A 24,174-nucleotide genomic window follows, 5' to 3' on the forward strand; every position below is an offset into this window, starting at 1 on the left:
TTATCGGGATTGATGTACTGAACATGTCCATGAGTTGAAGTTGTCATGATTCGAATTCTCCTAGAGTGAGGAGGTAGGGCACCCTTATGCGATGCGTTATGAGCATTATACTATCCTGATCTGCCATGGTTTTAAGGAAGGATTGCAGGAAAGCTGGCCTAAGTGGAGGGACTGGAATTGATCCCGGCCCGACTACTTCTTTTGTGTCCCCTTTTCTCGATAAATGTCGAAAATTTCAAGAGATTTTAGAAATTTGACCGCTTGCCTTGAATATTTAATACCGAAAATCATATTCCCAATTCATTCTTAAGATCCTCGTGAGAAGTAAGTATGTCAGAAGCTTTCTCTTTTCTGTATTCCTGCAAAGAGAGATAATCCTCTTCTGTTAGAATTGAGTCAATGTCTACCATGTGGCTCTTAATATAATCAAGATCTTCTCTAATAGCCCTTAATTCATGTAAAATCTCTTTTGAGTTTATTGCCTCAGACATATTGAATAATTGATAATCAATTACATAAAAATAACTCTATTTTGTCATTTTCCATCTCTTTTCTACCTGAAAAGAATGCGCCGTTTAAATTTTATGATTGCACCGAGATCATCCGCTAATCTAACATGCAATCATACGTCATCGGTTAAGAGAAGAATCGTGATAAATCAATTGAAATCCATAAACTCACTAACAAGATTATAATTGATACACTGCTGCAATAGGTGCGTATTTCAATATTTGGCACTTCTTGCCTATATCCTTGGATTTGTTCAAAAACATGAGCCTAAAGCCAATTATCCTCCTTAACCGATGACCAATGAACATGCAATCTTCATCGAATAAATCACCGCAAAGTTAGCCATGAACTGTGGTTTATAGATAACAATGAAAAAGACGATTAACAACGAACTCAAAACGAACTTAAACGAACTCATCAGCCCGAGTTCGTATCGAGTTCGTACCAGTTCGGTGTTTATATTAGCTGAACCCCATCTGAGTCTAAGATGCGATATAGATTGAACTTTTTCATACCAGGACGCAAAGAGCGCAAAGCACAGAAGTATTAATCTTTGCGGTGAGCCTATCGGCTGCGCCTGAATGAAACATAAATATCCAGACAACCCATAGAGATGCCATACCATTGGGCATCAATGCTGATGGATCACGGTTCATCGTGGTGCCCGTAACTTTCGCACCGCTCTCTGAGCAATTTATACCGCTCAAGCGCATGACCCGATAGGGATGAACATAGCTATTCATGCTGTTTCGCCGCACTGTGTAGTATTCCTATTGAATACTGGGCGAGAGAGCTGATAGGGCATGTGGGCATGGTGGCTCTGGGGTTCATGACCCTCACTACGAAAGCTTTATAGGTGGAGAACGATAGCAAGGCCGGTAGTCTAAAATTTATGCAATCTCATCCTTCATAAGATATGAAATGTGGATCTGTTAATTGAATATATTTTCTTATGGGAAAATAATGACAATAATGTATATTACTCTGACAACAATTCGAACAATATCCAACCTTACAATCATATTCATTTTTTGGACTAAATTTTCCGGTATGCGGCCATTTCTCTTCATTAAATAACTTTGTTATTTGTTCAATAAGTTGTTTTTTCGTCAATTTTTCATTGTGTTCAATCTTAATGGTACCACCATCACGAATAACTCTATCGGCCACCAAATTAAATGATGCTTTGTGATTTCTTGTTATTGTTATATATAAACTCATAAATCCTCTCTAAATCCAGTGTAAAAGGAATCTAATACCATTTATTCTCGTCTATTATCTCTTCTATTTGTTTTTGAATACCTTTTTGATCGAGGTTAGTATAAGTACAATCTATAAACTCCTTATCAGGATTCTCGTATTGAAAAGGAATTAAATTCGAATCCGAGTCTACAATTGCTTTAACATTCATATCAAACAACCCATGTTCATTCATTTTAATTGTAAATTCTAATGTCATTATATCACTAAGATTCTCTAAGGTATTTTTATATATAAAAACCATAGGAATAAGAATAGTGTTATAAATAAAATATCAATTTTTCAAATTCCACTGCTTATCAAATGGATTATGGGTAATCAATCCCCATATTTATTCTTCTCCTACTGCAAGTGAACCTCTCGCACCGATTTCTTGATGGTCAATTATTATATATGAGCCAAGATGGAGCCATCAAATCAATCATGAGGACTGCCCTCCGCCCTAAAGGGAGCACGCAAAAGCGAATGTGCGCCTACCCACGATAACAACTTCGGGAGGAGTTAAGAGCATGTACGGGGTATAGTGATTGTTGCAGAAAAAATCTTATGCTCACAGAGGCGATGGATAAACAAACCATTCCTGAAATGCTGAAATTCAGGTGCACGGCGTCTAAAGAGTTCCCATAACGCTATGTTTTCCCATGTAACTGGGCTTTAACTTTTCAGTTTTATTTTCCAAAAGATCTAGGCCTTTTAATCAATTCAATATGTATTATGCTGTCCATGGGAATGTATTCCAAGTGGATACTTTTATCTGGATGTTTAACCAAAAGTTGCACCGCTTCTTTATCCATTCTTTTAATTCTGCCATCCATGCTCTTTGGTCCTTTACCACTTGCATCTCTTTTAATGATAACTCTAGCATATCTGAATATATCTGCTGAAATTCCTTTCTCCATTGATATCAAAGTTAATGCAATGAAAATAGATGAAAATACCAATATTCCAAGAGTTAGAGACAAGTTTTTAATTGAAAGATTTAAATAAGCAAGAATGAGTAACAATATAAGCTTTGGAGGACCAAATATTAATAAATCCAATAATAAATGACCGAGTTCTTTTAAAATAGATAATTTCGATTTATTTACGAAATAACTCTCTGTATTTGATATCTCTTGCCCAGACTCTGGAATTTTAGAGGCTTTTTCGGCATTCTCTTTAATATTATTATAAATCTTTTTCCCAATCTCTTTATAGATTCTCCCCTGCTTTTCGAAATATGAAATTAAAGATGTGCTAACTTTACTGCTTTTTATATTTATTTCTTGTAATGATTCAAGGGTCAGATACTTGGAAAACCACTCCAGCTCATATAGACTCTTGTATTCTAAAGAGTTTTCTGCTACATCGCATTTTCTTACACTCGAAAGCACAACCAACGTAATGTAAACGAAAGTCACAGCGATTGTAATTATGGATATTGCTTTATCTATAATTACTAATTTATAATAATCAGTGTATCCAAATAGAACTGATAATATTGCTACAATTATTATTAATATCAATGAGATTTTAAAATCAAATAAATAAAAGATTATTAATATCATAATAATTGAAGAAACAAGAAGCACACGATCAGGTAAGATAGGAAAAATCAAATATTTTGTAAACCAGAAAAAAGTAAAAAGATACCCAAAAATAAAAATCATACCATGAAAATTTAAAAAGGTTTTTTCTGGTAATTTAGGCCGATAAAAATTATAAAAAAATCCAAAATACGAAAATGAACCTACAATAATCGCTATAACTGTAGGAAATAACAGCAGTGGTTCAGATTTTGGAAAATAATTTATAATCTCCAAAATAAAATCTAAAAATTCAGACATTTTAATCCTTTTACTTCATAATTTAAATTAATATAGCACAGTACATATATATAACTATATTGACTATATGAAAAATGCTGAATAATACTTCGTCCATGGTCTCACTCATGCTCATAAACCCAGAACAACTTTTTATCAAAGCGAAAGATGAACGCATATATGGAAGCGCTCAAAAATAATTGATATCGAACATCATGCCGTGAGCCTGGGCTGCCGTGGCAGTGAGTTCCCCGGCTGAGCAGATAACCGTCGGCGCTTGCTCCGGACATTCGTCCTCGCACTGAAGAAATGCGCTTCGAGTAGCCCGGAAGAAACTACCTGACAAACCAAAGATACGCAGTAATTTCAGCCATTCGGGAATATGACAAGGATTATGTGCAATAGCCAGCCATTTTAATAGACCGCGCGCATAAAGAAAAAAAGGCTTTCAGGCTAAGAGGCGGATTCCAGAGGTTCTTGTGTTCGGAATTCACCCATCATACCCGATCTCCTCTTTTGTGAGATAGCACGCAGGGTCATCTGCCCAGACATTACCGTATATCGCCTCCGCACGCACGCGGAAATTCCCGTTGCAGATATCGAACCATTTGCACCTTGCGCACCTGTCAGCGTTAGCCTTTATGAGAGGCTTTCTGTTCTTGAGCCCTGCCATGAGCTCATTGCTCAGATCTGTCCAGATCTCGCTAAACTTTCGTTCCTTTACATTTCCGAATGAATAATGCCTCCAGAACTGATCAGCATGGACCGAGCCGTCCCATGAGACACAGCCTATCCCTATGCCTGATGAATTGCCCTGGTTCATCTGGAGGAGTTCGAATACTTCCCCGGCGCGGGCAGGATTCTCTTTTAGAAGGCGGAAGTAGATATACGGGCCGTCACAGTGGTTATCAACTGTCAATACCTCAATCGGGAAGCCCCTGTCATGAAGGGCCTTTGTCCTCTCCATGATAAGGTCAAGCGTCTTTCTGCTCTCCTCGTGGCTCAGGTCTTCTTTTACCAGTCCTGAGCCGCGCCCGGCATATACAAGGTGGTAGAAGCAGACGCGCGGGATCTTCTCCTCTTCTAGAAGGTCGAATATGGCAGGGACATCACGTACGTTCTTCCTGTTGATAGTAAAACGCAAACCCACCTTGATGCCTTCTTCAATGCAGTTGCGCATACCCTGTAATGCAGCATCAAATGCGCCATCCATGCCCCTGAACCTGTCGTTTGTCTCTCTCATGCCGTCAAGTGATACGCCCACATAGGAAAGACCGATCTCCTTTAAGATTTTTGCAATTTTTTTATCGATCAAAGTGCCGTTTGTTGATATCACGGCGCGCATTCCTTTTGATCGTGCATACTGGGCAAGTAGAGGCAGATCAGGATGCATGAGCGGTTCACCGCCTGAGAAGAGTATCACAGGTGCGCCAAACCGTGCAAGATCATCTATTAGTTCCATGCCCTGCTGCGTGGTGAGTTCACCTTTATACTCAATGTCCCTGGATTGCGCATAGCAGTGGATGCAGCGCAGGTTGCAGCGCCGGGTCATATTCCAGACCACAACCGGTTTTTTATCCTTTGAGAACTGAAGCAGATGGGAAGGGAGTTTGCCTGAATCGCGCCCGTATCTGAGGGCATCTGATGGTTCAACTATTCCACAGTAAAGCTTTGAGATACCTATCATCTTTATTCACCTGTATTATTCGAGTTATTACGAATCAATTTATCTGATATCTATCTTATTCATACAGGTTAATAAGTAATCCTTTTTGTTCATCAAAATTGATCTCTACAGTAGATGCGTTATCTACAAGACCTTTTTCTATATGTACTGTGATCCCGCCCCGGGTATAGGTAGCATCACCTGAAAGCGCTTTTTTTACAGGTATGATCTCAAGCCGCCTGCAGCATCCCCCGCCGCTTATAAATATACGCACTGCCTGAGCATCCTCTTTTTTCAGGGTCTCCTTAATAAATTCGACAGCTTTATCATCTATTATGAATCTGCTCATTGTTTACCTTCAGTTAACATCCCCACAAGCCTGTTGAGAACTGCATCCACACCTTCGCCGGTCAGCGTGGACATGCTCATATCCGCGTTCTCGACCGGCTCTGCTATATCTATCTTGTTCGCCACAACCAGCATAGGTATCCCGAACTCTTTTTTTATCCCATCCAGCAGGTGCATCTGCTCTCTGAGGGTATAACCGCAGGTCTCAGACGGGTCGATTATATATAAAATGGCCCCTCCGACATGCTTTAAGGCTAAAATTGCCTGAAGCTCGATCTCGTTCCTCTCCTCAAGAGGGCGGTCAAGCAGTCCAGGTGTATCAATGACCTGGTACCGTATCCCGCCCCTTGTGAAATGTCCAACAGCCAGTCCTTTCGTGGTAAAAGGGTATGAAGCGATCTCAGGTCTTGCGCTGCTGATGAGAGCCACAAAGCTGGATTTTCCCACATTCGGGTAACCTGCCACCACGATTGCCGGCCCCTCCCCGATATCCGGAAGTTTACGCAGCTTATTTCGCGCATCGTTCAGGAATCGCAGGTTGCCATCGATGCTGTCCACAATTGAGGATATCCTGCCGAATGCCTGCTTGCGTACTACTTTTGCATCCTCGCTGTTGCGCATCATGCCCACATATCTTCTTGATATCTCTTTTATCTTATTTCCCGCCCACTGGATAGAGGCAAGGTTCATTTTTAACTCCTCGATACCTACAAGTACATCGGCAAGCTCAAGATAAAAAGGCGGCATCTGGTCAAAGCTCGGGAATTTCCTGACTATGCTTGTAAGATTATCACTGAGTATGTTTGCTGCTGTAAGCAGCATAGATTCTTCGGCATCCAGTTTGGTCTTTCGATCCAGAATTCTCTTTCCGTGTTTTGCCCTGGCAGCGCGTCTGAAGGCTTTATCGAGAAGTTCCTCTGATGTAGGCACTGTGGGGATTTTTTCAAAAATCATTGGACTAAAGATGCGGTGGATAGATAAAATGATTATGTAATAAAGGAAAAAACTTGTTAATAAGATGCAGATCCTATCGATCTTCTGCGAAATCCAGCTAACAGCTACTTCTCTTTACTTAGCACTGCAGCTTTGTGTATTTTTTCATTCAGGTATGATACTTCCTGGGCCTTTGCCATGTGTTCCATAGCTTCACGGATCGGTTTTATGATCTCCACAGGGATTTCTTTAGGTACCTGTACTGGTGCTTTCGCTGTCTCCTTGATCTCACCGCTCAGGAATGGACATGTGACTCCTGTGAGAACAGACATAACGCGGACGCTGCCGGTCAATGCCGGGTCTACCTTGGCTCCCCATATCACGCGTTTTGTATATGGAACCTTCTGCATTATCTGTTCTCCTGCTATGGCCACTTCATCAAGGGTCATGTCCTCACCCCCGACTATGTGTATCATAACACCATATGCAGTCGATATATCGGTAATATCAAGAAGAGGGGTTGAGAGCGCCTGAGAGACCGATTTTTCTATGCGGTTCTCACCATTACCTTCACCAATTCCGATGGCCGATATTCCCCCGCGTTCCATCACAGCACGAAGATCTGCATAATCAAGATTCACAAGGCTTGGCTGGGTTATGGTATCAGTTAGATTCTTAACAAACGAACCCACAAGTGCATTTGCAACGGCCAGAGCCTCTTTTAGCGGAAGGTTGCCTGCTACTTCCCTGAGCTTTGAATTATCTATCACGATTATTGAATCGCAGTTCTCTGCAAGTTCCTTTATGGCATTCCGCGCCTTCTCACGTCTTATCATCTCAATGGTGAACGGTATGGTTACGCATGCAATGGTGAGCGCACCTGCTTCTCTTCCAGCCTCTGCAAAAACTGGTATCGCGCCTGTACCTGATCCTCCTCCCAGTCCTGCCACAAGGAACATAAGGTTGCTGCCCTTCAGCTCTTCCCTGATCTCATCCAGGTTCTCTCTTGCCGCCTCAGCACCTCTCTCAGGGAATCCTCCGCAGCCGTGCCCTTTACACAGCTTTTCACCGAGTAATATGATCTTATCTGCCCTTGTCATTGTACTAAGATGCGGTGCATCTGTATTGGCCGCGATTATTTTACCGCCGGCAAGTTTCTTTTCAGCTATCCACGTAGCGATATTGCAGCCCGCACCACCAAGACCAACAACGGTAACAGATGGACGTGCAGTCTTTACTTTCTCCAATAATTCTTCTCTAGTCATAATCAGCCTCCAGTATTAAGTTGCCTTGTTAGTATTTAAATTCTTTTATTTAATGATGATATACAGGTTCAAGTTACCAATCAGCAGGATAATAAATTATATATTATAAGACGTAAAACATTAACATGAACATGGATTACACCAAAATACAGATCTCAGCAGATTCAGATGCCAGAGAGGTAGCTCCTTTTGCAATGGCAGTGCATGAACTTTTAGGGCTTCCGGTCACAATGAGAAGTCTCAATAAAAAGGGTGTCAGAATCGAGAAAGGAAAAATCCTTGACGATAACTATACAGGCCCTGTACTGGAGCAGGTACTAAAAGAGAACCAGATCATCCGTACAATCCCTACAAACGGCAGATATACAGGAATTCCTGTAGTTGTAGCCCCGATAAGGAATAAAGAGGGCTATGGAATTGCCGCCATAGGTATAGTGGATGTGGTAGGTACCGTAGATTTGGGGCTTGTATTTAGTGATTACCCTGAGGTTGTAAATCAGGTGCAGGATTGCTTAAGAGCGCGCATGTCAGTACCTTGAAACAGCACATTCGTCTTGCAAAAAAAGAGGATTTACCCGAGCTAGTGGATCTTGAGAATATATGTTTTAAAGAAGATACTTTTAATAAAAAGCAGCTTGAATATCTATTACTCAGAGCTAAATCCTTAGTTATAGTCGTGTCAGTTGATGGAAAGATCATCGGGTCTGTTATTATTCTATTGAGAGCCCATATCTCCCATGCAAGGATCTATTCACTGAATGTGCACCCCGGATACCGGCGCAGTGGCATAGGTAGTTTGCTTATGGATACAGCCCTGAAACTTTTAAAAGAGAGGGGGACTGAGAAAGTAACCCTTGAGGTAGAGGTTAACAATAGAGCAGCCCAGGATTTATACTATTCAAAGGATTTTTACATAGATAAGATGCTTAAAAATTATTATAAAAATGGTGAAGATGCAGTGCATCTTGTTAAAAGGTTATGATACCAGTGCATTGATTATTTTTTCGTAGATGTCCTTGTCCACAGTATCCTCATACCCGTGATAGATACTGGGGTTATCGTTTATTTCGATAACTTTATAGCCGTCTTTTGTTTCTTTTACGTCAAGGCCATAGAGACCATCACCAACACATTTTGATAGATTTATACTGATCTCTTTTAATTCCGAAGATATGCATTCCCTCGGTACCGGGATCGTATCACCCCATTTATTTTTTCCATTTATCTTTGATTTTACTTTCCAGCCGCCCCCTGGAAAACAGTATTTGCACAGATAGAGTACTTTATTTTGAAGGATGCCCACGCGCCAATCAAAATCTGATTGGATATACTCCTGAAGTATCAGGATCTTTGATTTCCTCAGGAAACGTTTTGAGATCTCGATAAATTCTGTTTCATTGCTTGCTTTCTCAACATGGGATGAGAATCTTGTATAAGGCGTCTTGATTATGACAGGCGATCCAAGGGTATTGAATATGTTGTCAAGAGATTCTCTTGAATAATCACCGGTAAACAGAAGAGATTTCGGTGAAGGGATATTGTTTTTCAAGAAAAGGTCATGAAGGATTGCCTTATTTGAGCATATCCTGATAGAGTGCGGATCATCAATCACCTTTAGCCCGGCCTGTTCTGCAAGCCGTGAGATGATGTACGCCGAGTTATTAGGGTCCGTTGTAGCCCTTATAAACAGTGAATCATACTCCTGTATCCTTGTAATATCCTCCTTAAAGATAAATTCAAATGTATGTCCCATCGCTTCCGCAGTCGATTTAAACTCCAGAAGAGCATTGCGCTCTGATATCAGAGCATCAAAGTTATATGCTTCTACAAAACATGCTATTTTCATAGATCAACCAGGTCTAAGTTTTTATCTTATGTACCTTATCATGAACAATATCCCACTTCACCTCTTTTTCCAAAGCGGGTTCACAATGGTTCAAAATAACATTACCATCATGTATCTGTACTATTAATTTACATATGGGAATATTAAACACATCAAAGAACCTCTTTGTGAATTCAGATGTTTCATCATTGGTTGATTCCCCGAACATCTGAACTATCTCAAGTACCTTACCCTTCACAGGATGAATTGATACAGGAAACCTGGCATCCATGCTCATTTTTTTTATCATTCCAGGCAGTCTTGAGCCAGATCTCACGATCCTCATCGAGTTATTGGTGAAAGGGTTTACCGCAAATAACATGACCGGGACACTTAGATTTAGGTCGTCCTTTGGTTTTGTTACCAGCCTGTAACTACTGGTAATCAGGCCATATCTTCTTGCTTTCTCAATTAAGAGCGGGTTTCTGTATGCATCCATTATCTCTGTACAGCCTGGTGTGACATCTACTCCAAAGGTTTCAGCATGCGCAGATACATAATATCCCATCCGCAAATAACGGTAATCGCTGTTGATATTAAGTACGCTGTCGTCTACTGGTTGCCTTAAAAAAAATAACGGACTAGAGTCGGTCTCATCTTCGTTTTCGCTGACTATAATCATTAAGATATCAGTCCGCTGTTTTAACATTATGGCTGAGTATATATAAGTAACGAGTGATAAGGTATGTTTCTTCTGAAACCTATTATATGGGCCCGCTGAGATTCGAACTCAGGATCCCCGCCGTGTAAAGGCGATGTCATAACCGACTAGACCACGGGCCCTCTGGGGCTTAAATGTCGTTCGTGGTATATAGTTTTTTGGCAGCATCCTGGAGAAATTATTATCTCCTGCAGCGCCATAGTGTCGATAGATAAAAGAAGTGGTTCCTGATGAAAATAATCCCTGCCATAGATCTGAAAAATAAAAAATGCGTATCCTTAGTCCAGGGCATTCCAGGCACGGAACGCGTATCCCTTGATGACCCGCTCGGTATTGCTGCGCGCTGGGTAAACGAGGGTGCCAGTGTGCTGCATCTTATCGACCTTGACGGCGCCATAGATGGGCATCGCTTAAACAGCGCCATGATCGAGTCTATAGTAAAAGATTTTAACATCGAAACGCAGGTCGGTGGGGGGATCAGATCAAAGGAAGATGCTGCCGCACTTCTGGACATCGGCGTGGACAGGGTGATCCTGGGGACTGCTGCCATAAATAATCCTCATCTTGTTGAGGAGCTTGCCTGCGAGTTTGGAGGTGAGCGCATCATGGTTGCCCTCGATTCAAGAGATGGCAGGGTAACCACCCACGGCTGGACAAAATACTCCACTTCTACTGCAGTAGAGCTTGGTAAAAAATTCGAGGGATCAGGGGCAGGGAGCATACTATTCACTGATATCAATACAGAGGGGTTGCTAAGAGGCGTAAACCCCAAACCAACAGAAGAACTTGTGCGGGCGCTTAAGATCCCGGTAATAGCTTCAGGCGGAATTACTACGCTATCTGATATAGAAGCAATCAAAAGAACAGGTGCATCCGGTGTTGTGGTGGGCGCTGCCCTCTATGTGGGAAAGTTCACGCTGCATCAGGCGCTCAGGTTGGAATAATAACACGGTAAATTTTTCTTATTCCTGATCTGACTGGGCGATTGCTCTTAATCTATTTACACCATCGATCTCCCGGATGATCTCAACAACATTCTCAGGGACGAAATGCTCCCATCTATCGCCCTCAAGCATCTTTCGCCTGATCTCTGTGCCTGAATAGTGATTTCGTCTAAACAGTGGTGATTGCTTGACCTGTATTCCGGCTTCGCTGAGCAACTCTATCACAAGAGGGTTGTTGGTGTATGCAATCTGAAACGGCGGAACCATGGATTTTACATGTGGTACCCATAGCGAGTTGCGCTGTATATCCTCAATAGGTATCACGTAATGCTTTATATCGAATTCTTCGATGGCTTTTGATACCATAAGTACGCGCTCACCTGCTGTAAAGGGATTCTCTATCTCATGGCTTATCTGGGCACTGCCAATACCGATTATGATCTCATCTACCTCATGCGCTATCTGTTTTATGACCTGATGATGCCCCATGTGGTATGGCTGGAATCTTCCCAGGTAAATTCCGCGGTGCATATTACTCTTTAGATTTTACTGGTTTTGTCTCTTTTTCGATCTCAGGAGGAGGGATCTTCTCAAGCCTCTCCCGACCCCATGGCCTGGGTGGTGAGTCACGGCTCCATATTTCTTTCATAAACCCGCGCCAGTCCCACTTATTATGCTTGTGCTTCATATCGGTGAGTTTTTTAACCATGTCCAGGTTTATGGGTTTATCTGTGTATTCGATATCATTAACCTTGTTTAGATACTTCTCACCGGTTTCTGTTCTTACGAATATGGTGCTCCATCCATCATCAGAGCCTACAGAACCCACTGATATATCAGCATAATAGGAAGTATAATCACAGCAGAAGTGGCACCCCTTCCGTGCCATTGGAGCCACATCTTTAATAGGCACTTCCTTTGTCTCTTTAGTGGTCTCAACAATGAATTTCCCTTTGTGGAAGTTCATCTTGACAGCATCCCTGATATCCACTCCCATGATCTTCGGTACAACCTCTGAGAACATGATCTCCTCTGAGAAACTCTCCATGCAGATGAGACCTATTATTAATTCTATCCTGTTGAAATTCTCCCTGAACAGATGTGCCCCGTGCACCTGGCATGGAACTCCTACCAGAGCCACTTTCTTATATCTCTTCAGGATATTTTTGATCGGTTCAACATATGTTCTTGCTGCATCTTGCATAGAACCATCAGGCGAAATGAGCGGTGACTCGGCACTGCCAGCATATGCCCTGTGTATATCACGCATGGTAGCTACAACAGGCTGATAGGTATATTTTGTCCCGCCTGCCTTGACCACATCCTCTGGACTGGTGAACGTGAATAACTTTGTCGACCATCTATCGTTCCTGACAACACCGATAGCACAGTCGATCTCACCCTGCTCAAGAAGTGATTTCAATATCTGTGAAACCGCAGCGCCATCCTGGCCGTGGAGCGTCCTGCTCTTCCCTGCCCTCATGGACCTTATATTGTTAAATTCATCAACAGGAAAACCATCGAGTATCGGGCATACACGTTCGCATGCGTAGCACTGTACGCATGGGCTCACCTCTGCCCTGAAGGGGTTGATCCCCCTGAAAAGAGCCTCTGTTTTCAACTCCATTTTTCTGTAATTGTTCTTTTCTCTGGAGATATCAACCGGTTCTCTTCTGACCACAGGTGCATTTACAGGGCATATAGCCTCGCATGTACCGCAGGAGGAGCAGTAATTATACTCTGCTACATCTGCAATTTTTGGGAGCCCTACATTGGGGGCATGCATATCTCCCAGTCTTGTGAGAACGTTAGATTGGTTCGTTTTAGGGATCCCCCTCGATACAGGGGGATTTGGGACATTGCTGTCCGACTCTGTAAGCACTTTATTTTCCTCCGATTATCTCTTTGCCAATTAACTTGATTGCTGCTTCTTTATCCGGGCCTATAGGAGAGCCTGCAACAATCTGCGTGACACCGATCTTCTTCAATGCTTCTACTTTTGCCTTGCAATCATCAGGTGTCCCGCATATGGAGAATGCATCTATCATACTATCAGTGACAAGATTATTCAATCCTGCAAAGTCTCCTTTGGCTATAGCATCACCAATACTTTTCTTTGCACCTATATCAATATTATGCCTCTCAAGAACTGTATCGGGTGAGCCTGCAACAATAAATGCCACAACTACCTTGGCTGCGCCTTTTGCCTTCTGTGCATCCTTGTGTATTGAGAAACATGCATATGCTCCGACATCGATGCTCTTTGGATCTCTGCCTGCCGCGTTTGCACCAGCGGCTATCTGTTTTATCGCAAATTCAAAGTCTTTTGGATGGGACGCGTTTATGAGTACGCCATCTGCGACCTTACCCGCAAGCTCAAGCATCTTAGGGCCCTGTGCCCCCATATAGATGGGTATATTTCCTGTCTTAAAAGCCATTTTTGCGCCCCCTATCTTCACCCGTTTTCCCTGCTGTGAGACCTTCTTTCCGCTTAAGAATCCCCTGAGTGCAGTTATGCTCTCGCTGATGGTAGTCATAGGTTCTACCCACTCTATTCCCATGGCATCAAAGGTAGCTTTATCACCCGGACCTATACCGAGTACTGCCCGACCTCCGGATATCTCGTTTATCGCAGCAATGCTCTGAGCTGTTATTGCAATATTCCTTGTGTAAGGGTTCGTCACACCTGTTCCCAGTTTAATCCTGTTGGTGTTTAACGCAAGTACAGCAAGTGTAGTGTATACATCTCTGTTATTGTAGTGGTCAGTTATCCATACATTATCGAACCCGTTCTCCTCAGCAAGCTTTGTGTAATATGCAAGCTTCAGAACAGGGTCAGCCGGTACAAATTCGATACCAAACATATATTTCTCCTATAATTTTTCAAAGGTCAATCGTCTTTTCTTATTTAAAAGCATATTGGTTTTGTTCTGCATAATATCACATATCCAGGAACTGGCTGGCCATCATTAATGACATCTTGATCTGCTCACCGGCATCTTCTTCCACGATATCCCCATGTCCCGGGTACATAATGCTAACATCCAGAAGTGTTAATTTTCTTATAGATTCAATCAATTGCTGTGTGCTTCCACCGTAGAGGTCTGTGCGCCCGAAACTTCCATCCTGGAATACCGTATCTCCTGAGAAAAGAACCTTTGAGTGTGCATTATACAGGCAGATGCAGCCAGGAGTATGTCCTGGTGTATGTATGATCTCAAGCTCTCCGAAAAACTCGCCGCCTTTTAGCAGGATATCAGGAGTAATGGATGGAGTACTTCTCCCAAACATAATAGATGCACTTGCCTTTGCATTGCCAAGTAGAGGGGCGTCGTCCTTATGTATGGCTATTTTTGCACCAGATGCTCTTGCAACGTCTCCTGCACCACCTGTATGATCATAGTGGCAGTGGGTAAGTATGATCGTCTCAAGATCCCCGATCTGGATATATCCCTCAAGTTCGGTGATTACAGAGCGTGCATCCATACCTACATCTATGAGTATAGAATCATCCACAAGGTATGCATTTGCATCATACGGGGAACCATTCAGTTTTATGATCTTCATATAAGCCTCTACACTGTGAGATAATTTAAAAGTATGCAAAAAGGAACAGGTTAACAGAAGATTATGCTCTATAGTAATATTAATATATAACTTATTACTCATAGTAATAATATGTTCCTACCCACACCTGATGACATGAGAAAAATAAGGCTTGAGCTGAACCTTACCCAGAATGAACTCGCATCCAGAGCAGGTGTAAGCCAGCCTCTCGTTGCGCGTATAGAATCAGGAGATGTCGACCCAAGGCTCTCTACCCTTCGCAAGATATTCAACGCCTTTGATTCAGCCAGAAAAGAGAGGATCCTGGTCAGGGATATAATGCATTCACCGGTGATACATACAAGTTCAGGGGATTCGATAGAGGAAGCAGCATGGATTATGGAAGAACATGGTTTTTCCCAGATGCCTGTTATCGATAACGGGGTACCTGTAGGCAGCATCTCCACAGACCAGATCGTGCGCTCAATGACAGATCAGGATATAAGAAAAGTATCACATCTCCTTGTTCAGAATATCATGGATGACTCGTTCCCGACCATCTCACAAACGACTGATACAAATACAGTATCAAGAATACTTGAGCAGAATCCTGCTGTGCTCGTGCTTGAGAGAGGAAAGGTCATAGGTGTCGTGACCAAACACGATATCATGAGGATGCTGAGGGGGTAAACCCTAAATACTCATAAATTAATATAGTGATATCCGGAACTACGAACTCTGGATAAATCGTGTTGATAGGTCCTTGCGGGAGAACGGCAACGCCAGATCGATGACCGTACAGACAACCCCAATGCGGTACACGCGAAAGCGCCTAACACATGGGTTACAGGATGGACAGCGGCATGAGCCAGTGGGTGAAATTTCTGAGTTAGTGTTAGGCTACAGCAAAATTTTAATTATTTTACATTTTATCTTTTAATAAGTCTTTCTTATAGAGCAGAATATTTAAAATAATTGATAACATCTAGCAGACCATATGAGAAGCGATAATATCAAGAGAGGACTTGAACGTGCCCCGCACAGGTCTTTATTAAAAGCAGTCGGGCTTACTGATGAAGAGATGAACCTTCCGTTCATTGGAGTGGTAAATTCATGGAATGAGATCATCCCAGGGCATATCCATCTTGATAAGCTTGCAGATGCAGTAAAAGCCGGAATACGCATGGCAGGTGGTGTTCCATTTGAGTTCAACACTATCGGGATATGCGACGGCATAGCAATGGGACACACGGGCATGAAGAACTCGCTTCCGAGCAGGGAATTAATAGCAGACAGTATCGAACTCATGGTTGAGGCGCACCAGTTTGATGGTATGGTCATGATACCTACCTGTGATAAGATCGTACCCGGTCACCTGATGGCTGCAGGAAGGCTTGATATCCCGGCGATTGTGGTCACAGGAGGGCCTATGATGCCAGGCATAGTAGGGGATGAGCCGCGGGATGTGATCTCATTATTCGAGGCCGTTGGAGCGAGAAGGAGCAATAAGCTCACAGATCAGGATCTGAAGAACCTTGAGGACTATGCATGCTGTGGAGCAGGTTCATGCGCCGGACTCTTTACTGCCAATACAATGGCATGCGTGACAGAGGCACTTGGCATGAGCCTGCCCGGATGCGGTACAGCCCATGCTGTGGATGCCAGAAAGATAAGGATAGCAAAGCAATCGGGTATGAAGATACTTGAGCTCGTGAAAAAAGAGATAAAACCAGGACGGATTGTTACTGAAGAGTCGTTTGATAATGCAATTCGCATAGATATGGCAATCGGAGGAAGCACGAATACTGCGCTTCATCTTCCCGCTATAGCGGCTGAATTCGGACTTGATCTTCCGCTCTTGAGGTTCGATGAGATAAGCAAAGAGACCCCGCACCTGATAAATCTAAGGCCGGGGGGAAGCAGATACCTTATCGATTTTGAGCGTGCAGGAGGCGTTCATGCTATAATGCAGCGGCTGCAGGAGAGGCTCAATCTTGATGTTATGACGGTAACAGGAAAAAGCCTTGGAGAGAATCTCAGGGAGTACATAATCATAAACCCCCGTACCAATCAAGAGATTATAGCCACACCTGATTCACCGGTGCACGCAGAGGGAGGTATAGCTGTGCTGCGCGGAAGCCTGGCGCCAGACGGGTCGGTGATAAAACAGACGGCAGTTAGCCAGAAGATGCAGAGGTATTCCGGGCCTGCCCGTGTCTTTGACAGCGAGGAGCTTGCAATGAGGGCTATAATGGAAAATAAGATCAAATCTGGCGACTGCATAATCATACGCTATGAGGGTCCAAAAGGAGGGCCAGGGATGCGCGAGATGCTCTCCCCGACTGCTGCTATAGCCGGCATGGGACTGATCGATTCAGTGGCGCTCATCACAGACGGTCGGTTCTCAGGCGGAACAAGGGGGCCATGCATAGGCCATGTATCCCCGGAAGCGGCCGAGGGAGGGCCTATAGCTCTTGTTCATGATGGCGATACCATTGAGATAGATATTCCCGCACGGGTATTGAGCCTGAAGGTCTCACAGGAAGAATTAGAGAAAAGAAGAAAGATGTGGAAAGCTCCTGCATCAAGAGTTACAAAGGGCTATCTTGCACGCTACCAGAAACAGGTAGGTTCGGGTGATAAGGGTGCAATTATTTTATAGGTTATACTTAAAATTATAAAATTAATTCAGCAGAAAATTTTCCAAATCTAAAGCGAAACACAAATCAATATAGATAGCACTTAGAGATACATAAGGAGAACTTAAAAATGGATTGCTGTGAATCAAGTCAACCTAAAGAAACAGATAAAGATGTAAAAGCAGGTAGGCCTGGCAATTTGAATAATCCCGCTGAGAAAGAGAAAATCCACGGTGGCGGTTGCTGCGGCAGTGGCACGGGTATGTGGCTGCACCTGGTACTTATGGTCATTGTATTCATAGCAATGTGGTATTTCACAGGGAGATGAAAAATATGAAGAAGAAGACAATATTAGTTACCGGAATTCTCGGGATATTGCTGGTATTCGGGGCTGCTGTCGCACTGGCACAGAATACGGGCAGCGAGAAAACAAAGAATGCTGAGAACCATGAATGTACTCCAGAGATGATGGAGAGTATGACAGAGGACTGCCCGGGGCAGATGATGCAGTCGGGAGCATGCGAAAGCATGATGAATGCTGCAGGTGGAAGCTCAATGGAGGCTGGCTGCAGTAAGATGATGAACAACAACAAGAGGTCAGCAGAGAATACCGAACCAGCAGAAGCAGACCACTGCGCTGATATGGGTTCTGGTATGGGCTCTATGATGGGTTCTATGATGGGCTCAAGCACAGAGGTCAGCGGGACTGTATTGTAACATAACATTTTACTTTTTTTTCTATATTTGTTAAAATATCAAGCACTTTCACTCTGCTTGGCATTATTAAATAAGATTTAGAATTAATATTGTATTAGATATACGTCTGTAGCATTCGATTTCAATTGAAAATGAAATAATACTGGCCTGAACTGGAAATCTCTGATAAAAGAGTTCGTTCAGTTCGTTTTAGTTCGTTGTTTATCTTGTACAGAGGGATATGATGGAATTAATATATAAACAAGAATTTTATGACATAAAATCAGCGTGTATAGCCATAAAAATTGAACTTGGTCTTGGATTCTTAGAAAAGGTATACGAAAACGCTCTAAAAATTGAACTTGAAGATAGAGGTTTCATAGTCAAGCAACAATTCCCGATTTTTGAATTATCTGAAAGCGACAGGGATTAAACTTGGAGTTTTAGTTAACTTTAGCAGAGAAAGAAATACAGTGGACATTGAACGGATACCAAATTTAATTTAAAAATAATAAAAATATATATTAATAAAAAACAACGAACTAATACGAACTGTTAGAACTCCGGTTGATTTTGTTATCAGTTAAGATTGTCTAATTTAATATATTGAAAAAATATTTGTCTGAAAGTCATGTTATACCTCGATATGTCTATTTTGTCACCTTACAAGACTAACTTGACGCTATGGATCGCATGACTTTCTCTAAAAGATAAATTTAAGTATATTAACTGCAAGTAAGTCAAGAATCATATAATGTTCTGGCATACAGAATATATCATTATTAACTCAGGAGCAAAAGAATGGTAGATTTCAGAGTAATAGTTTCGGATAGTAAGACTGCACAGGCATACCAGGTAGTGGTCTCTGGAACAGCGGCTAATAAATTGATTGGTAAGAGCATAGGAGATACAGTAGGCGGAGATGCAGTGGGATTGGGTGGATATATGATCAAGCTGACAGGCGGAACTGATAGAGATGGTTTTCCGATGAGGGGAGATCTACCAGGGCCGGGGAGAAGAAAGATCCTGGTTGCAGGCGGTGTGGGATATCACCCGAAGGCAAAGGGGGTCAGGAGACGAAAAACCATGCGCGGGCGTGAGATATCATCTGATATTTCCCAGATCAATGCTGTTATTGTTGAATACGGCCAAAAGCCGCTAAGTGAGATCTTCCCGAAAAAAGAAGAGAAAGCGGAATAGAACAATAGAGCAAAAATAAAAGCAGGCGTTCTGCGCCTACTTCTCCATTGACATATAGGCAGACTTGAATTTGATCAAAGTGCCGAAGTCGCTGGTTCCAAGTTCCTGGTCATTAATCGACCCTGTGGCTGTAGCCTCACTGAAGGTTGAACGGTCACTGTATTTGCCTATGTAATCACCATATTTTGATATTGATTTGTAGCTTCCCTTAGTAACATCACCCACACCAGTCCACACGACCTTGACGGTTACTGTTTCTACTGTATAAGTATCCCAATCGTAGAGATCCACCTGCACATCAGAGAGTGTTGCCGATTTTAATTTATTATCTATGTTGAAGACAGACTCCTGGGTGAATTTGTAACCCCACTTGCAGGAATAGCTGCCTTCCATGTACGTACAGATAGATGTGTAGATATCAGTTCCATCATTGGTCTTAAAGACCGACAGATATGTATAAGTATCTACATTACCGACAGTCTCTGACCACTCTGCCGATGCCGAGGCGCCATTTTGTCGATAGATTGTCTTTGACTCCAGTGCCAGTGCGCCCATGGTCATCGAAAGCAAGACCATGAGAGCAAATGCTAACATATACAATTTTCTCATCCCTAACCTCCATAATTTATGCGCAAAGTATTTACGCACAGATTATAATGGAGTCACATAGTATTAAAACTACTTGTTTTATTTAGAGCATATGATCCCCTTTCAGGTCACGGCGTGGTCAGCAGCTCAAGCATCTTCCCTGTATCAGTGGTTGGAAGCTTGCAGCTATAATTCTGGCATACATACGCTGTAGCTCTTCCATCAGTGCTTGAGAGGTACCTGGTATATTCAACTAAACGGATGATCTCTGGCAGTTCGATCTCTCCTGGACGGAAGACCACTATCTTATCTGGTATAAACTCCTGTCTTAAAGCTGCCAGCATTGCTTTTGTATCATTAGCCTGTGAATCGCCTGTTATAACCACTTCACTTGCAGGCCCGATTGCAAAATCAAGCGCCACCATAAACTGGGTATATCCTGATGGCACCTGTTGAATACTGTGTGAAAATGCCTGTCCGATCTGCATCGCCATCATCTCTAATTCGGGATTGGCAGTCATTCGGCCCAGACGGAGCAGGTTCAGCATTGCTACCGAGTTGCCTGATGGTAGAGCACCGTCATAGATCTGTTTTTTGCGGACAATGACTTCCTCGGCATCATCTGCGGTAAGGTAAAAACCCAGGTGCTCATTATCCCAGAAGTGTGTGATCTGATCAGTGGTGAGGTCAAGCGCTGTTTGCAGGTAACGTACTTTAAACGTGGTCTCATAAAGCTCTATCAATCCCCAGATAAGGGAGGTATAGTCATCCAAAAAAGCAGGTACTGCAAGCTCACCATCCCTGTACCGATGATATAATCGTCCTCTTGAGTCATGCATGTTCTCAAGGATAAAATCGGCTGCTCTCTGTGCAGCGTCAGCATACGCAGGCTCATTAAAGACCTGCGCACCCTTTGATAGGGCAGCGATCATAAATCCATTCCAGTCAACCAGGATCTTATCATCCTTACCAGGATGAATGCGCCTCTCACGGGCAGTGAATAGTTTCAGCCTGGCATCATCCAGCAGCTTTTGGAGCTTATCCACCGGGACCTTAAGATCAGAGGCGATCTCAGAGAGAGATCCTGTCAGGTGCAGGATATTTTTCCCTGTTAATCTCCCCTCTTCCCTGAAATTCCCCTCCTCCTCAATATTAAATATTCTCTTTACCAGGTCGCTCTCTTCCCCCAGTACCGTTCTTATCTCGTTCTCTGTCCACACGTAGAACTTCCCCTCAACGCCTTCGCTATCGGCATCTTCACCTGAATAAAATCCCCCTTCTGGAGATGTCATATCCCGCAGTACATAGGTAAATATCTCCCTGGCTGCTCTTCCATATTCTTCGTCTTTAGTAGCCTGGTAGGCCTCTATGTATGCCATTGCGATCAGTGCCTGGTCATAGAGCATTTTTTCAAAATGTGGCACAAGCCATTTTGAATCAGTAGAATAGCGGTGAAAACCAAAGCCGATATGGTCATAGATGCCACCCATACGCATACCTGTAAGTGTCCGCTCCACCATCCGAAGGGCTATTATATCTCTTGTACGTCTCCAGTAACGGAGAAGGAACTGGAGGTTATGGGGTGTCGGGAACTTTGGAGCATCGTCAAAGCCGCCATGCTGCTCATCAAACATTGTCAAAAGCTGCTCATAAGCCATATTGAATACATCTTTATCAAGCTCCTCTCCAGGCTTGCCTCTGTATACTTCCCTGATTGATGAAGTGACCTTCATGGCCGTTTTTTCTACCTCATCCCTGTTCTTCTCCCAGAGATCTTTGATCCTCGGTATCAGTTCCAGCATCCCGGTTCTTCCAAATATGCTCTCCTTTGGGATGTATGTTGCAGCAAAAAAGGGCTTCTTATCAGGGGTAAGTATTATGTTAAGAGGCCATCCCCCGCTGCCGATCAATGCCTGACAGGCTCTCATATAGGTACTATCTATATCCGGCCTCTCCTCACGATCGACCTTTATGGATACAAATGCATCATTTATCAGCCTTGCCACTTCTTCATCATCATAGGATTCCCTCTCCATAACATGGCACCAGTGGCAGGTAGAATATCCGATGGATAGAAAAATCGGTTTATCCTCTTTCTTTGCCTTCTCAAATGCCTCCTGTCCCCATGGATACCAGTCCACGGGATTATATGCATGCTGAAGGAGATACGGATTTTTTTCATATATTAAACGGTTCGGTTTTCTTTCCACTTCAGGTTGTTCGGTTTTATATATCATTTAATCCTCACTCTCCTTTAAACCGGGGAGTTCTCTTCTCAATAAAGGCGTTCATACCTTCTATATGATCCTGGGAGGCAAAGCACTCGGAGAAGTAATTAATCTCCATCTCAAGCCCTCTACCTATATCCTGGTTTTTATTTATCAGATCTTTAGCCATTTTGATGGTTATCGGGCTTTTTTGTGCCAGAACCTGCGCCATTTTCTCAGCATTATCCATCAGTTCTTCATCCTTTACAACCATGTTGACAAGCCCGATAGAGAGAGCCTCTTTTGCACCTACAGTCCTGCCGGTCAGGATCATTTCCTTTGTTTTTCCTATGCCCACAAGTCTTGTAAGCCTCTGAGTGCCTCCAAAACCAGGAATAATACCGATTTTCACTTCAGGCTGGCCAATTCTTGCATTCTCTCCTGATATACGGATATCGCAGGCAAGGGCCATTTCACATCCACCTCCCAGGACATAACCGCTGACTGCCGCAATTGTAGGCTTTTCCATATTCTCTATCTGGTTGAAGATCCTGTGACCGAGCCTGGACAAGGCCTCTGCCCCATTGGGATCTTTGTCTTTCAGTACTCTAATATCAACTCCTGCACTGAAGGTTTTACCTCCTGTTATGATTATAGCTCTTATCTGTTTATCCTTCTCAAGATCAGTAAGTGAATCTCCAAGCTCCTTTAGTGTTTTTGCATCCAGTATATTCATAACCTCAGGCCGGTTCAAAATAATAGTTCCAATCTCTTTTTTTCTCTCTGTCACTATATGTTCATGCTCATTTCCTGCACTCATAGTACCCCTCAGAGCTTTTCCTTACCCTGCTGAATGCGCCTTTATCCATTCAATGATCTTTGGCCAGTTCTCTGCGAGAGGCACCCTGGCCATAAAAAGCCCGATGTGGCCTCCGTTAGCTATATCCTTTACAATCTCGCTCTTCTCAGTTCCGAGGCGTTCTTCAGCATTGAATACCTGTTCTTTCGGAGTTAATTCGTCTCTCTCCCCTGCTAATAGATACACAGGACACTTTATATCACCCAGGCTCAACCTCTTCCCGAGTCCGACAAACTCACCCTTAAAAAACCTGTTCTCCTTGAAGAGCTCTTTGACCACCTGGAGGTACCACTTGCCCGGAAGGTCAATGGTGTGCTCATACCACCTCTCAAAGGTTTCAAACATCTTGACACATGGTGGTTTATTGATGTCTATATAGAGGCTCACATACTTTTTTAAGTATTGTACCTCAGGGTGAATGCTTTTATAGCCAGCAAGCACAAGATCACCTCTCATGATCCCCCCTCCCATGGCTACAAGTCCATCAAAGAACTCCATGGGATATTTGTGCGCATAATCCTTAATTTTGTTCTCTCCAGTATCCGTATCTATAGGAGCCCCCACCACAGTAAGTGTATTCACCTTTTTCGGGAACCTTGCAGCGTACATGGCAATAAGCCATCCGCTCTGGCTCATGCCGACGAGATTTACCTGACCGCCTAATTCATCAACACAGATATCCAATTCACTCAGATAGTTATCTATATCGTAGTGTTTCGTCTCCTCGGTTGCACTCTTCCAGTCTATAGAACATACTTTTTTAATTCCGTTCTTCAGGAGTGTTTCAACAAGGCTCTGTCCAGGGGCGAAGTCGACTATCGTTGAGATATGACCGGAATAGGGAGGCACTATGAGTATGTTGATACCATCTTCCCCCTTCGAAAAATCCCTCAATTTCAACGTGTTCAGATCTAACTTTACTATATTATCCGTAATCCATGATGGCCTCTCAATCTGTACTCTTTCAATTGTTTCTAAAAATTTAAGGTTATCACTTAAAGTTATTCCGTTCTTCCTCACAGTTTCTATAATTTTATCTATATACTCTATATTAAATGCAGATGGAAAAAGAAACGGATTCCTTACCTCAGAGGATCTTAATAACTCCCTGGCTTCCTTTCTTTCGCTTGTATTGATCATACTGATACCCCCTCTATTATTC

The 24,174-nt window shown here is 42.9% G+C and carries 25 protein-coding genes, 1 tRNA gene and 1 pseudogene; 9 read left to right on the plus strand and 18 right to left on the minus strand.

Translation table 11 applies throughout. The annotated features are described in order from the left end of the window. Positions 1–287: 287 nt before the first annotated feature. From ANME2D_RS10735 to ftsZ, 7 genes are all read right to left on the minus strand, one after another. On the minus strand, positions 288–491 hold the full coding sequence (locus ANME2D_RS10735) for a hypothetical protein (RefSeq protein ID WP_048091498.1): 204 nt from the start codon (positions 489–491) through the stop codon (positions 288–290). Between the two features lie 528 nt (positions 492–1,019). Further along, positions 1,020–1,253 carry a hypothetical protein gene (locus ANME2D_RS18050; protein WP_157834069.1) on the minus strand — a complete coding sequence of 78 codons (234 nt, stop codon included), beginning with the start codon at positions 1,251–1,253 and terminating at the stop codon, positions 1,020–1,022. Between the two features lie 1,185 nt (positions 1,254–2,438). Then, on the minus strand, positions 2,439–3,596 hold the full coding sequence (locus tag ANME2D_RS10750; protein WP_048091504.1) for a hypothetical protein: 1,158 nt from the start codon (positions 3,594–3,596) through the stop codon (positions 2,439–2,441). Positions 3,597–4,065: 469 nt separating this feature from the next. After that, positions 4,066–5,262, minus strand: coding sequence for a 12,18-didecarboxysiroheme deacetylase (gene ahbC, locus ANME2D_RS10755; protein WP_048091505.1), 1,197 nt, complete (start codon positions 5,260–5,262; stop codon positions 4,066–4,068). Positions 5,263–5,317: 55 nt separating this feature from the next. Next, positions 5,318–5,590: a hypothetical protein gene (locus tag ANME2D_RS10760; RefSeq protein ID WP_048091507.1), complete on the minus strand. Its 273-nt coding sequence runs from the start codon at positions 5,588–5,590 to the stop codon at positions 5,318–5,320. Continuing rightward, complete coding sequence (locus tag ANME2D_RS10765) at positions 5,587–6,543, minus strand: NOG1 family protein (RefSeq protein WP_048091509.1); 957 nt, start codon at positions 6,541–6,543, stop codon at positions 5,587–5,589. Before ANME2D_RS10765 ends, ANME2D_RS10760 begins: the two co-directional genes overlap by 4 nt. A gap of 104 nt (positions 6,544–6,647) precedes the next feature. After that, entirely contained in the window at positions 6,648–7,787 is a 1,140-nt protein-coding gene (ftsZ, locus tag ANME2D_RS10770; RefSeq protein WP_081810242.1) for a cell division protein FtsZ, read from the minus strand. 131 nt (positions 7,788–7,918) lie between these two features. Between ftsZ and ANME2D_RS10775 the strand changes: the two genes are divergently transcribed. Both ANME2D_RS10775 and ANME2D_RS10780 read left to right on the plus strand, forming a co-directional pair. After that, entirely contained in the window at positions 7,919–8,326 is a 408-nt protein-coding gene (locus ANME2D_RS10775; protein WP_241763357.1) for a DUF2111 domain-containing protein, read from the plus strand. Continuing rightward, the gene (locus ANME2D_RS10780; protein WP_048091513.1) at positions 8,323–8,769 is read left to right on the plus strand and encodes a GNAT family N-acetyltransferase; all 447 of its coding nucleotides are present in this window, start codon (positions 8,323–8,325) and stop codon (positions 8,767–8,769) included. Before ANME2D_RS10775 ends, ANME2D_RS10780 begins: the two co-directional genes overlap by 4 nt. Here the strand turns inward: ANME2D_RS10780 and ANME2D_RS10785 are convergent. From ANME2D_RS10785 to ANME2D_RS10795, 3 genes are all read right to left on the minus strand, one after another. After that, positions 8,764–9,633 carry an ATP-grasp domain-containing protein gene (locus tag ANME2D_RS10785; RefSeq protein ID WP_048091515.1) on the minus strand — a complete coding sequence of 290 codons (870 nt, stop codon included), beginning with the start codon at positions 9,631–9,633 and terminating at the stop codon, positions 8,764–8,766. The two genes, ANME2D_RS10780 and ANME2D_RS10785, sit on opposite strands and share 6 nt — an antisense overlap. A gap of 13 nt (positions 9,634–9,646) precedes the next feature. After that, positions 9,647–10,294, minus strand: a complete 648-nt coding sequence (locus ANME2D_RS10790) for a RimK-like ATPgrasp N-terminal domain-containing protein (RefSeq protein ID WP_052368884.1) — start codon at positions 10,292–10,294, stop codon at positions 9,647–9,649. 87 nt (positions 10,295–10,381) lie between these two features. After that, a tRNA-Val gene (locus ANME2D_RS10795) sits at positions 10,382–10,455 on the minus strand. Positions 10,456–10,563: 108 nt separating this feature from the next. Here ANME2D_RS10795 and hisA point away from each other — a divergent pair. Further along, positions 10,564–11,277 carry a 1-(5-phosphoribosyl)-5-[(5-phosphoribosylamino)methylideneamino]imidazole-4-carboxamide isomerase gene (gene hisA / locus ANME2D_RS10800; RefSeq protein ID WP_048091517.1) on the plus strand — a complete coding sequence of 238 codons (714 nt, stop codon included), beginning with the start codon at positions 10,564–10,566 and terminating at the stop codon, positions 11,275–11,277. Between the two features lie 18 nt (positions 11,278–11,295). On the opposite strand, the gene ANME2D_RS10805 is transcribed toward hisA, so the two are convergent. From ANME2D_RS10805 to ANME2D_RS10820, 4 genes are all read right to left on the minus strand, one after another. Continuing rightward, positions 11,296–11,808 (minus strand): nicotinamide-nucleotide adenylyltransferase, encoded by a 513-nt coding sequence (locus ANME2D_RS10805; RefSeq protein WP_048091519.1) that lies wholly within the window; start codon positions 11,806–11,808, stop codon positions 11,296–11,298. A 1-nt stretch (position 11,809) separates the two neighbouring features. Then, positions 11,810–13,159 (minus strand): Coenzyme F420 hydrogenase/dehydrogenase, beta subunit C-terminal domain, encoded by a 1,350-nt coding sequence (locus tag ANME2D_RS10810; protein ID WP_052368853.1) that lies wholly within the window; start codon positions 13,157–13,159, stop codon positions 11,810–11,812. Between the two features lies 1 nt (position 13,160). Next, positions 13,161–14,141, minus strand: a complete 981-nt coding sequence (gene mer / locus ANME2D_RS10815; protein WP_048091521.1) for a 5,10-methylenetetrahydromethanopterin reductase — start codon at positions 14,139–14,141, stop codon at positions 13,161–13,163. Positions 14,142–14,217: 76 nt separating this feature from the next. Further along, positions 14,218–14,844 carry an MBL fold metallo-hydrolase gene (locus tag ANME2D_RS10820; RefSeq protein WP_048091523.1) on the minus strand — a complete coding sequence of 209 codons (627 nt, stop codon included), beginning with the start codon at positions 14,842–14,844 and terminating at the stop codon, positions 14,218–14,220. Positions 14,845–14,955: 111 nt separating this feature from the next. Here ANME2D_RS10820 and ANME2D_RS10825 point away from each other — a divergent pair, with 111 nt between their 5' ends. The 6 genes and pseudogenes from ANME2D_RS10825 (at position 14,956) to ANME2D_RS10850 (ending at position 19,358) form a co-directional block, all read left to right on the plus strand. Then, on the plus strand, positions 14,956–15,513 hold the full coding sequence (locus tag ANME2D_RS10825) for a CBS domain-containing protein (protein WP_048091525.1): 558 nt from the start codon (positions 14,956–14,958) through the stop codon (positions 15,511–15,513). 307 nt (positions 15,514–15,820) lie between these two features. Then, positions 15,821–17,485 carry a dihydroxy-acid dehydratase gene (ilvD, locus tag ANME2D_RS10830; protein WP_048091526.1) on the plus strand — a complete coding sequence of 555 codons (1,665 nt, stop codon included), beginning with the start codon at positions 15,821–15,823 and terminating at the stop codon, positions 17,483–17,485. 107 nt (positions 17,486–17,592) lie between these two features. Continuing rightward, positions 17,593–17,790: a hypothetical protein gene (locus ANME2D_RS10835; RefSeq protein WP_048091528.1), complete on the plus strand. Its 198-nt coding sequence runs from the start codon at positions 17,593–17,595 to the stop codon at positions 17,788–17,790. A gap of 5 nt (positions 17,791–17,795) precedes the next feature. After that, positions 17,796–18,179, plus strand: coding sequence for a hypothetical protein (locus ANME2D_RS10840; RefSeq protein WP_157834072.1), 384 nt, complete (start codon positions 17,796–17,798; stop codon positions 18,177–18,179). A gap of 223 nt (positions 18,180–18,402) precedes the next feature. Continuing rightward, positions 18,403–18,664, plus strand: a pseudogene (locus ANME2D_RS10845) (GxxExxY protein). A gap of 295 nt (positions 18,665–18,959) precedes the next feature. After that, positions 18,960–19,358 (plus strand): 30S ribosomal protein S6e, encoded by a 399-nt coding sequence (locus ANME2D_RS10850; protein ID WP_048091534.1) that lies wholly within the window; start codon positions 18,960–18,962, stop codon positions 19,356–19,358. 36 nt (positions 19,359–19,394) lie between these two features. On the opposite strand, the gene ANME2D_RS10855 is transcribed toward ANME2D_RS10850, so the two are convergent. The 4 genes from ANME2D_RS10855 to ANME2D_RS10870 form a co-directional block, all read right to left on the minus strand. Next, entirely contained in the window at positions 19,395–19,967 is a 573-nt protein-coding gene (locus ANME2D_RS10855; RefSeq protein WP_048091536.1) for a hypothetical protein, read from the minus strand. A gap of 107 nt (positions 19,968–20,074) precedes the next feature. Beyond that, positions 20,075–22,183, minus strand: coding sequence for a thioredoxin domain-containing protein (locus ANME2D_RS10860; protein ID WP_048091542.1), 2,109 nt, complete (start codon positions 22,181–22,183; stop codon positions 20,075–20,077). Positions 22,184–22,190: 7 nt separating this feature from the next. Further along, entirely contained in the window at positions 22,191–22,973 is a 783-nt protein-coding gene (locus tag ANME2D_RS10865; RefSeq protein ID WP_048091544.1) for an enoyl-CoA hydratase/isomerase family protein, read from the minus strand. A 21-nt stretch (positions 22,974–22,994) separates the two neighbouring features. Beyond that, positions 22,995–24,152 (minus strand): alpha/beta fold hydrolase, encoded by a 1,158-nt coding sequence (locus tag ANME2D_RS10870; RefSeq protein WP_081810244.1) that lies wholly within the window; start codon positions 24,150–24,152, stop codon positions 22,995–22,997. Positions 24,153–24,174 lie beyond the last annotated feature (22 nt).

Source organism: Candidatus Methanoperedens nitratireducens (genome assembly GCF_000685155.1).
Taxonomy (GTDB): Archaea; Halobacteriota; Methanosarcinia; order Methanosarcinales; family Methanoperedenaceae; genus Methanoperedens; species Methanoperedens nitratireducens.

Coding starts and splice junctions, on each gene's coding strand:
- ANME2D_RS10855 (WP_048091536.1), bottom strand. CDS start 19,967: ATGAGAAAATTGTATATGTTAGCATTTGCTCTCATGGTCTTGCTTTCG.
- ftsZ (WP_081810242.1), bottom strand. CDS start 7,787: ATGACTAGAGAAGAATTATTGGAGAAAGTAAAGACTGCACGTCCATCT.
- ilvD (WP_048091526.1), top strand. CDS start 15,821: ATGAGAAGCGATAATATCAAGAGAGGACTTGAACGTGCCCCGCACAGG.
- ANME2D_RS10735 (WP_048091498.1), bottom strand. CDS start 491: ATGTCTGAGGCAATAAACTCAAAAGAGATTTTACATGAATTAAGGGCT.
- mer (WP_048091521.1), bottom strand. CDS start 14,141: ATGTTTGGTATCGAATTTGTACCGGCTGACCCTGTTCTGAAGCTTGCA.
- ANME2D_RS10765 (WP_048091509.1), bottom strand. CDS start 6,543: ATGATTTTTGAAAAAATCCCCACAGTGCCTACATCAGAGGAACTTCTC.
- ANME2D_RS10840 (WP_157834072.1), top strand. CDS start 17,796: ATGAAGAAGAAGACAATATTAGTTACCGGAATTCTCGGGATATTGCTG.
- ANME2D_RS10775 (WP_241763357.1), top strand. CDS start 7,919: ATGGATTACACCAAAATACAGATCTCAGCAGATTCAGATGCCAGAGAG.
- hisA (WP_048091517.1), top strand. CDS start 10,564: ATGAAAATAATCCCTGCCATAGATCTGAAAAATAAAAAATGCGTATCC.
- ANME2D_RS10790 (WP_052368884.1), bottom strand. CDS start 10,294: ATGATTATAGTCAGCGAAAACGAAGATGAGACCGACTCTAGTCCGTTA.
- ANME2D_RS10820 (WP_048091523.1), bottom strand. CDS start 14,844: ATGAAGATCATAAAACTGAATGGTTCCCCGTATGATGCAAATGCATAC.
- ANME2D_RS10825 (WP_048091525.1), top strand. CDS start 14,956: ATGTTCCTACCCACACCTGATGACATGAGAAAAATAAGGCTTGAGCTG.
- ANME2D_RS10760 (WP_048091507.1), bottom strand. CDS start 5,590: ATGAGCAGATTCATAATAGATGATAAAGCTGTCGAATTTATTAAGGAG.
- ANME2D_RS10805 (WP_048091519.1), bottom strand. CDS start 11,808: ATGCACCGCGGAATTTACCTGGGAAGATTCCAGCCATACCACATGGGG.
- ANME2D_RS10860 (WP_048091542.1), bottom strand. CDS start 22,183: ATGATATATAAAACCGAACAACCTGAAGTGGAAAGAAAACCGAACCGT.
- ANME2D_RS10750 (WP_048091504.1), bottom strand. CDS start 3,596: ATGTCTGAATTTTTAGATTTTATTTTGGAGATTATAAATTATTTTCCA.
- ANME2D_RS10870 (WP_081810244.1), bottom strand. CDS start 24,152: ATGATCAATACAAGCGAAAGAAAGGAAGCCAGGGAGTTATTAAGATCC.
- ANME2D_RS10865 (WP_048091544.1), bottom strand. CDS start 22,973: ATGAGTGCAGGAAATGAGCATGAACATATAGTGACAGAGAGAAAAAAA.
- ANME2D_RS18050 (WP_157834069.1), bottom strand. CDS start 1,253: ATGAATAGCTATGTTCATCCCTATCGGGTCATGCGCTTGAGCGGTATA.
- ahbC (WP_048091505.1), bottom strand. CDS start 5,262: ATGATAGGTATCTCAAAGCTTTACTGTGGAATAGTTGAACCATCAGAT.
- ANME2D_RS10835 (WP_048091528.1), top strand. CDS start 17,593: ATGGATTGCTGTGAATCAAGTCAACCTAAAGAAACAGATAAAGATGTA.
- ANME2D_RS10850 (WP_048091534.1), top strand. CDS start 18,960: ATGGTAGATTTCAGAGTAATAGTTTCGGATAGTAAGACTGCACAGGCA.
- ANME2D_RS10785 (WP_048091515.1), bottom strand. CDS start 9,633: ATGAAAATAGCATGTTTTGTAGAAGCATATAACTTTGATGCTCTGATA.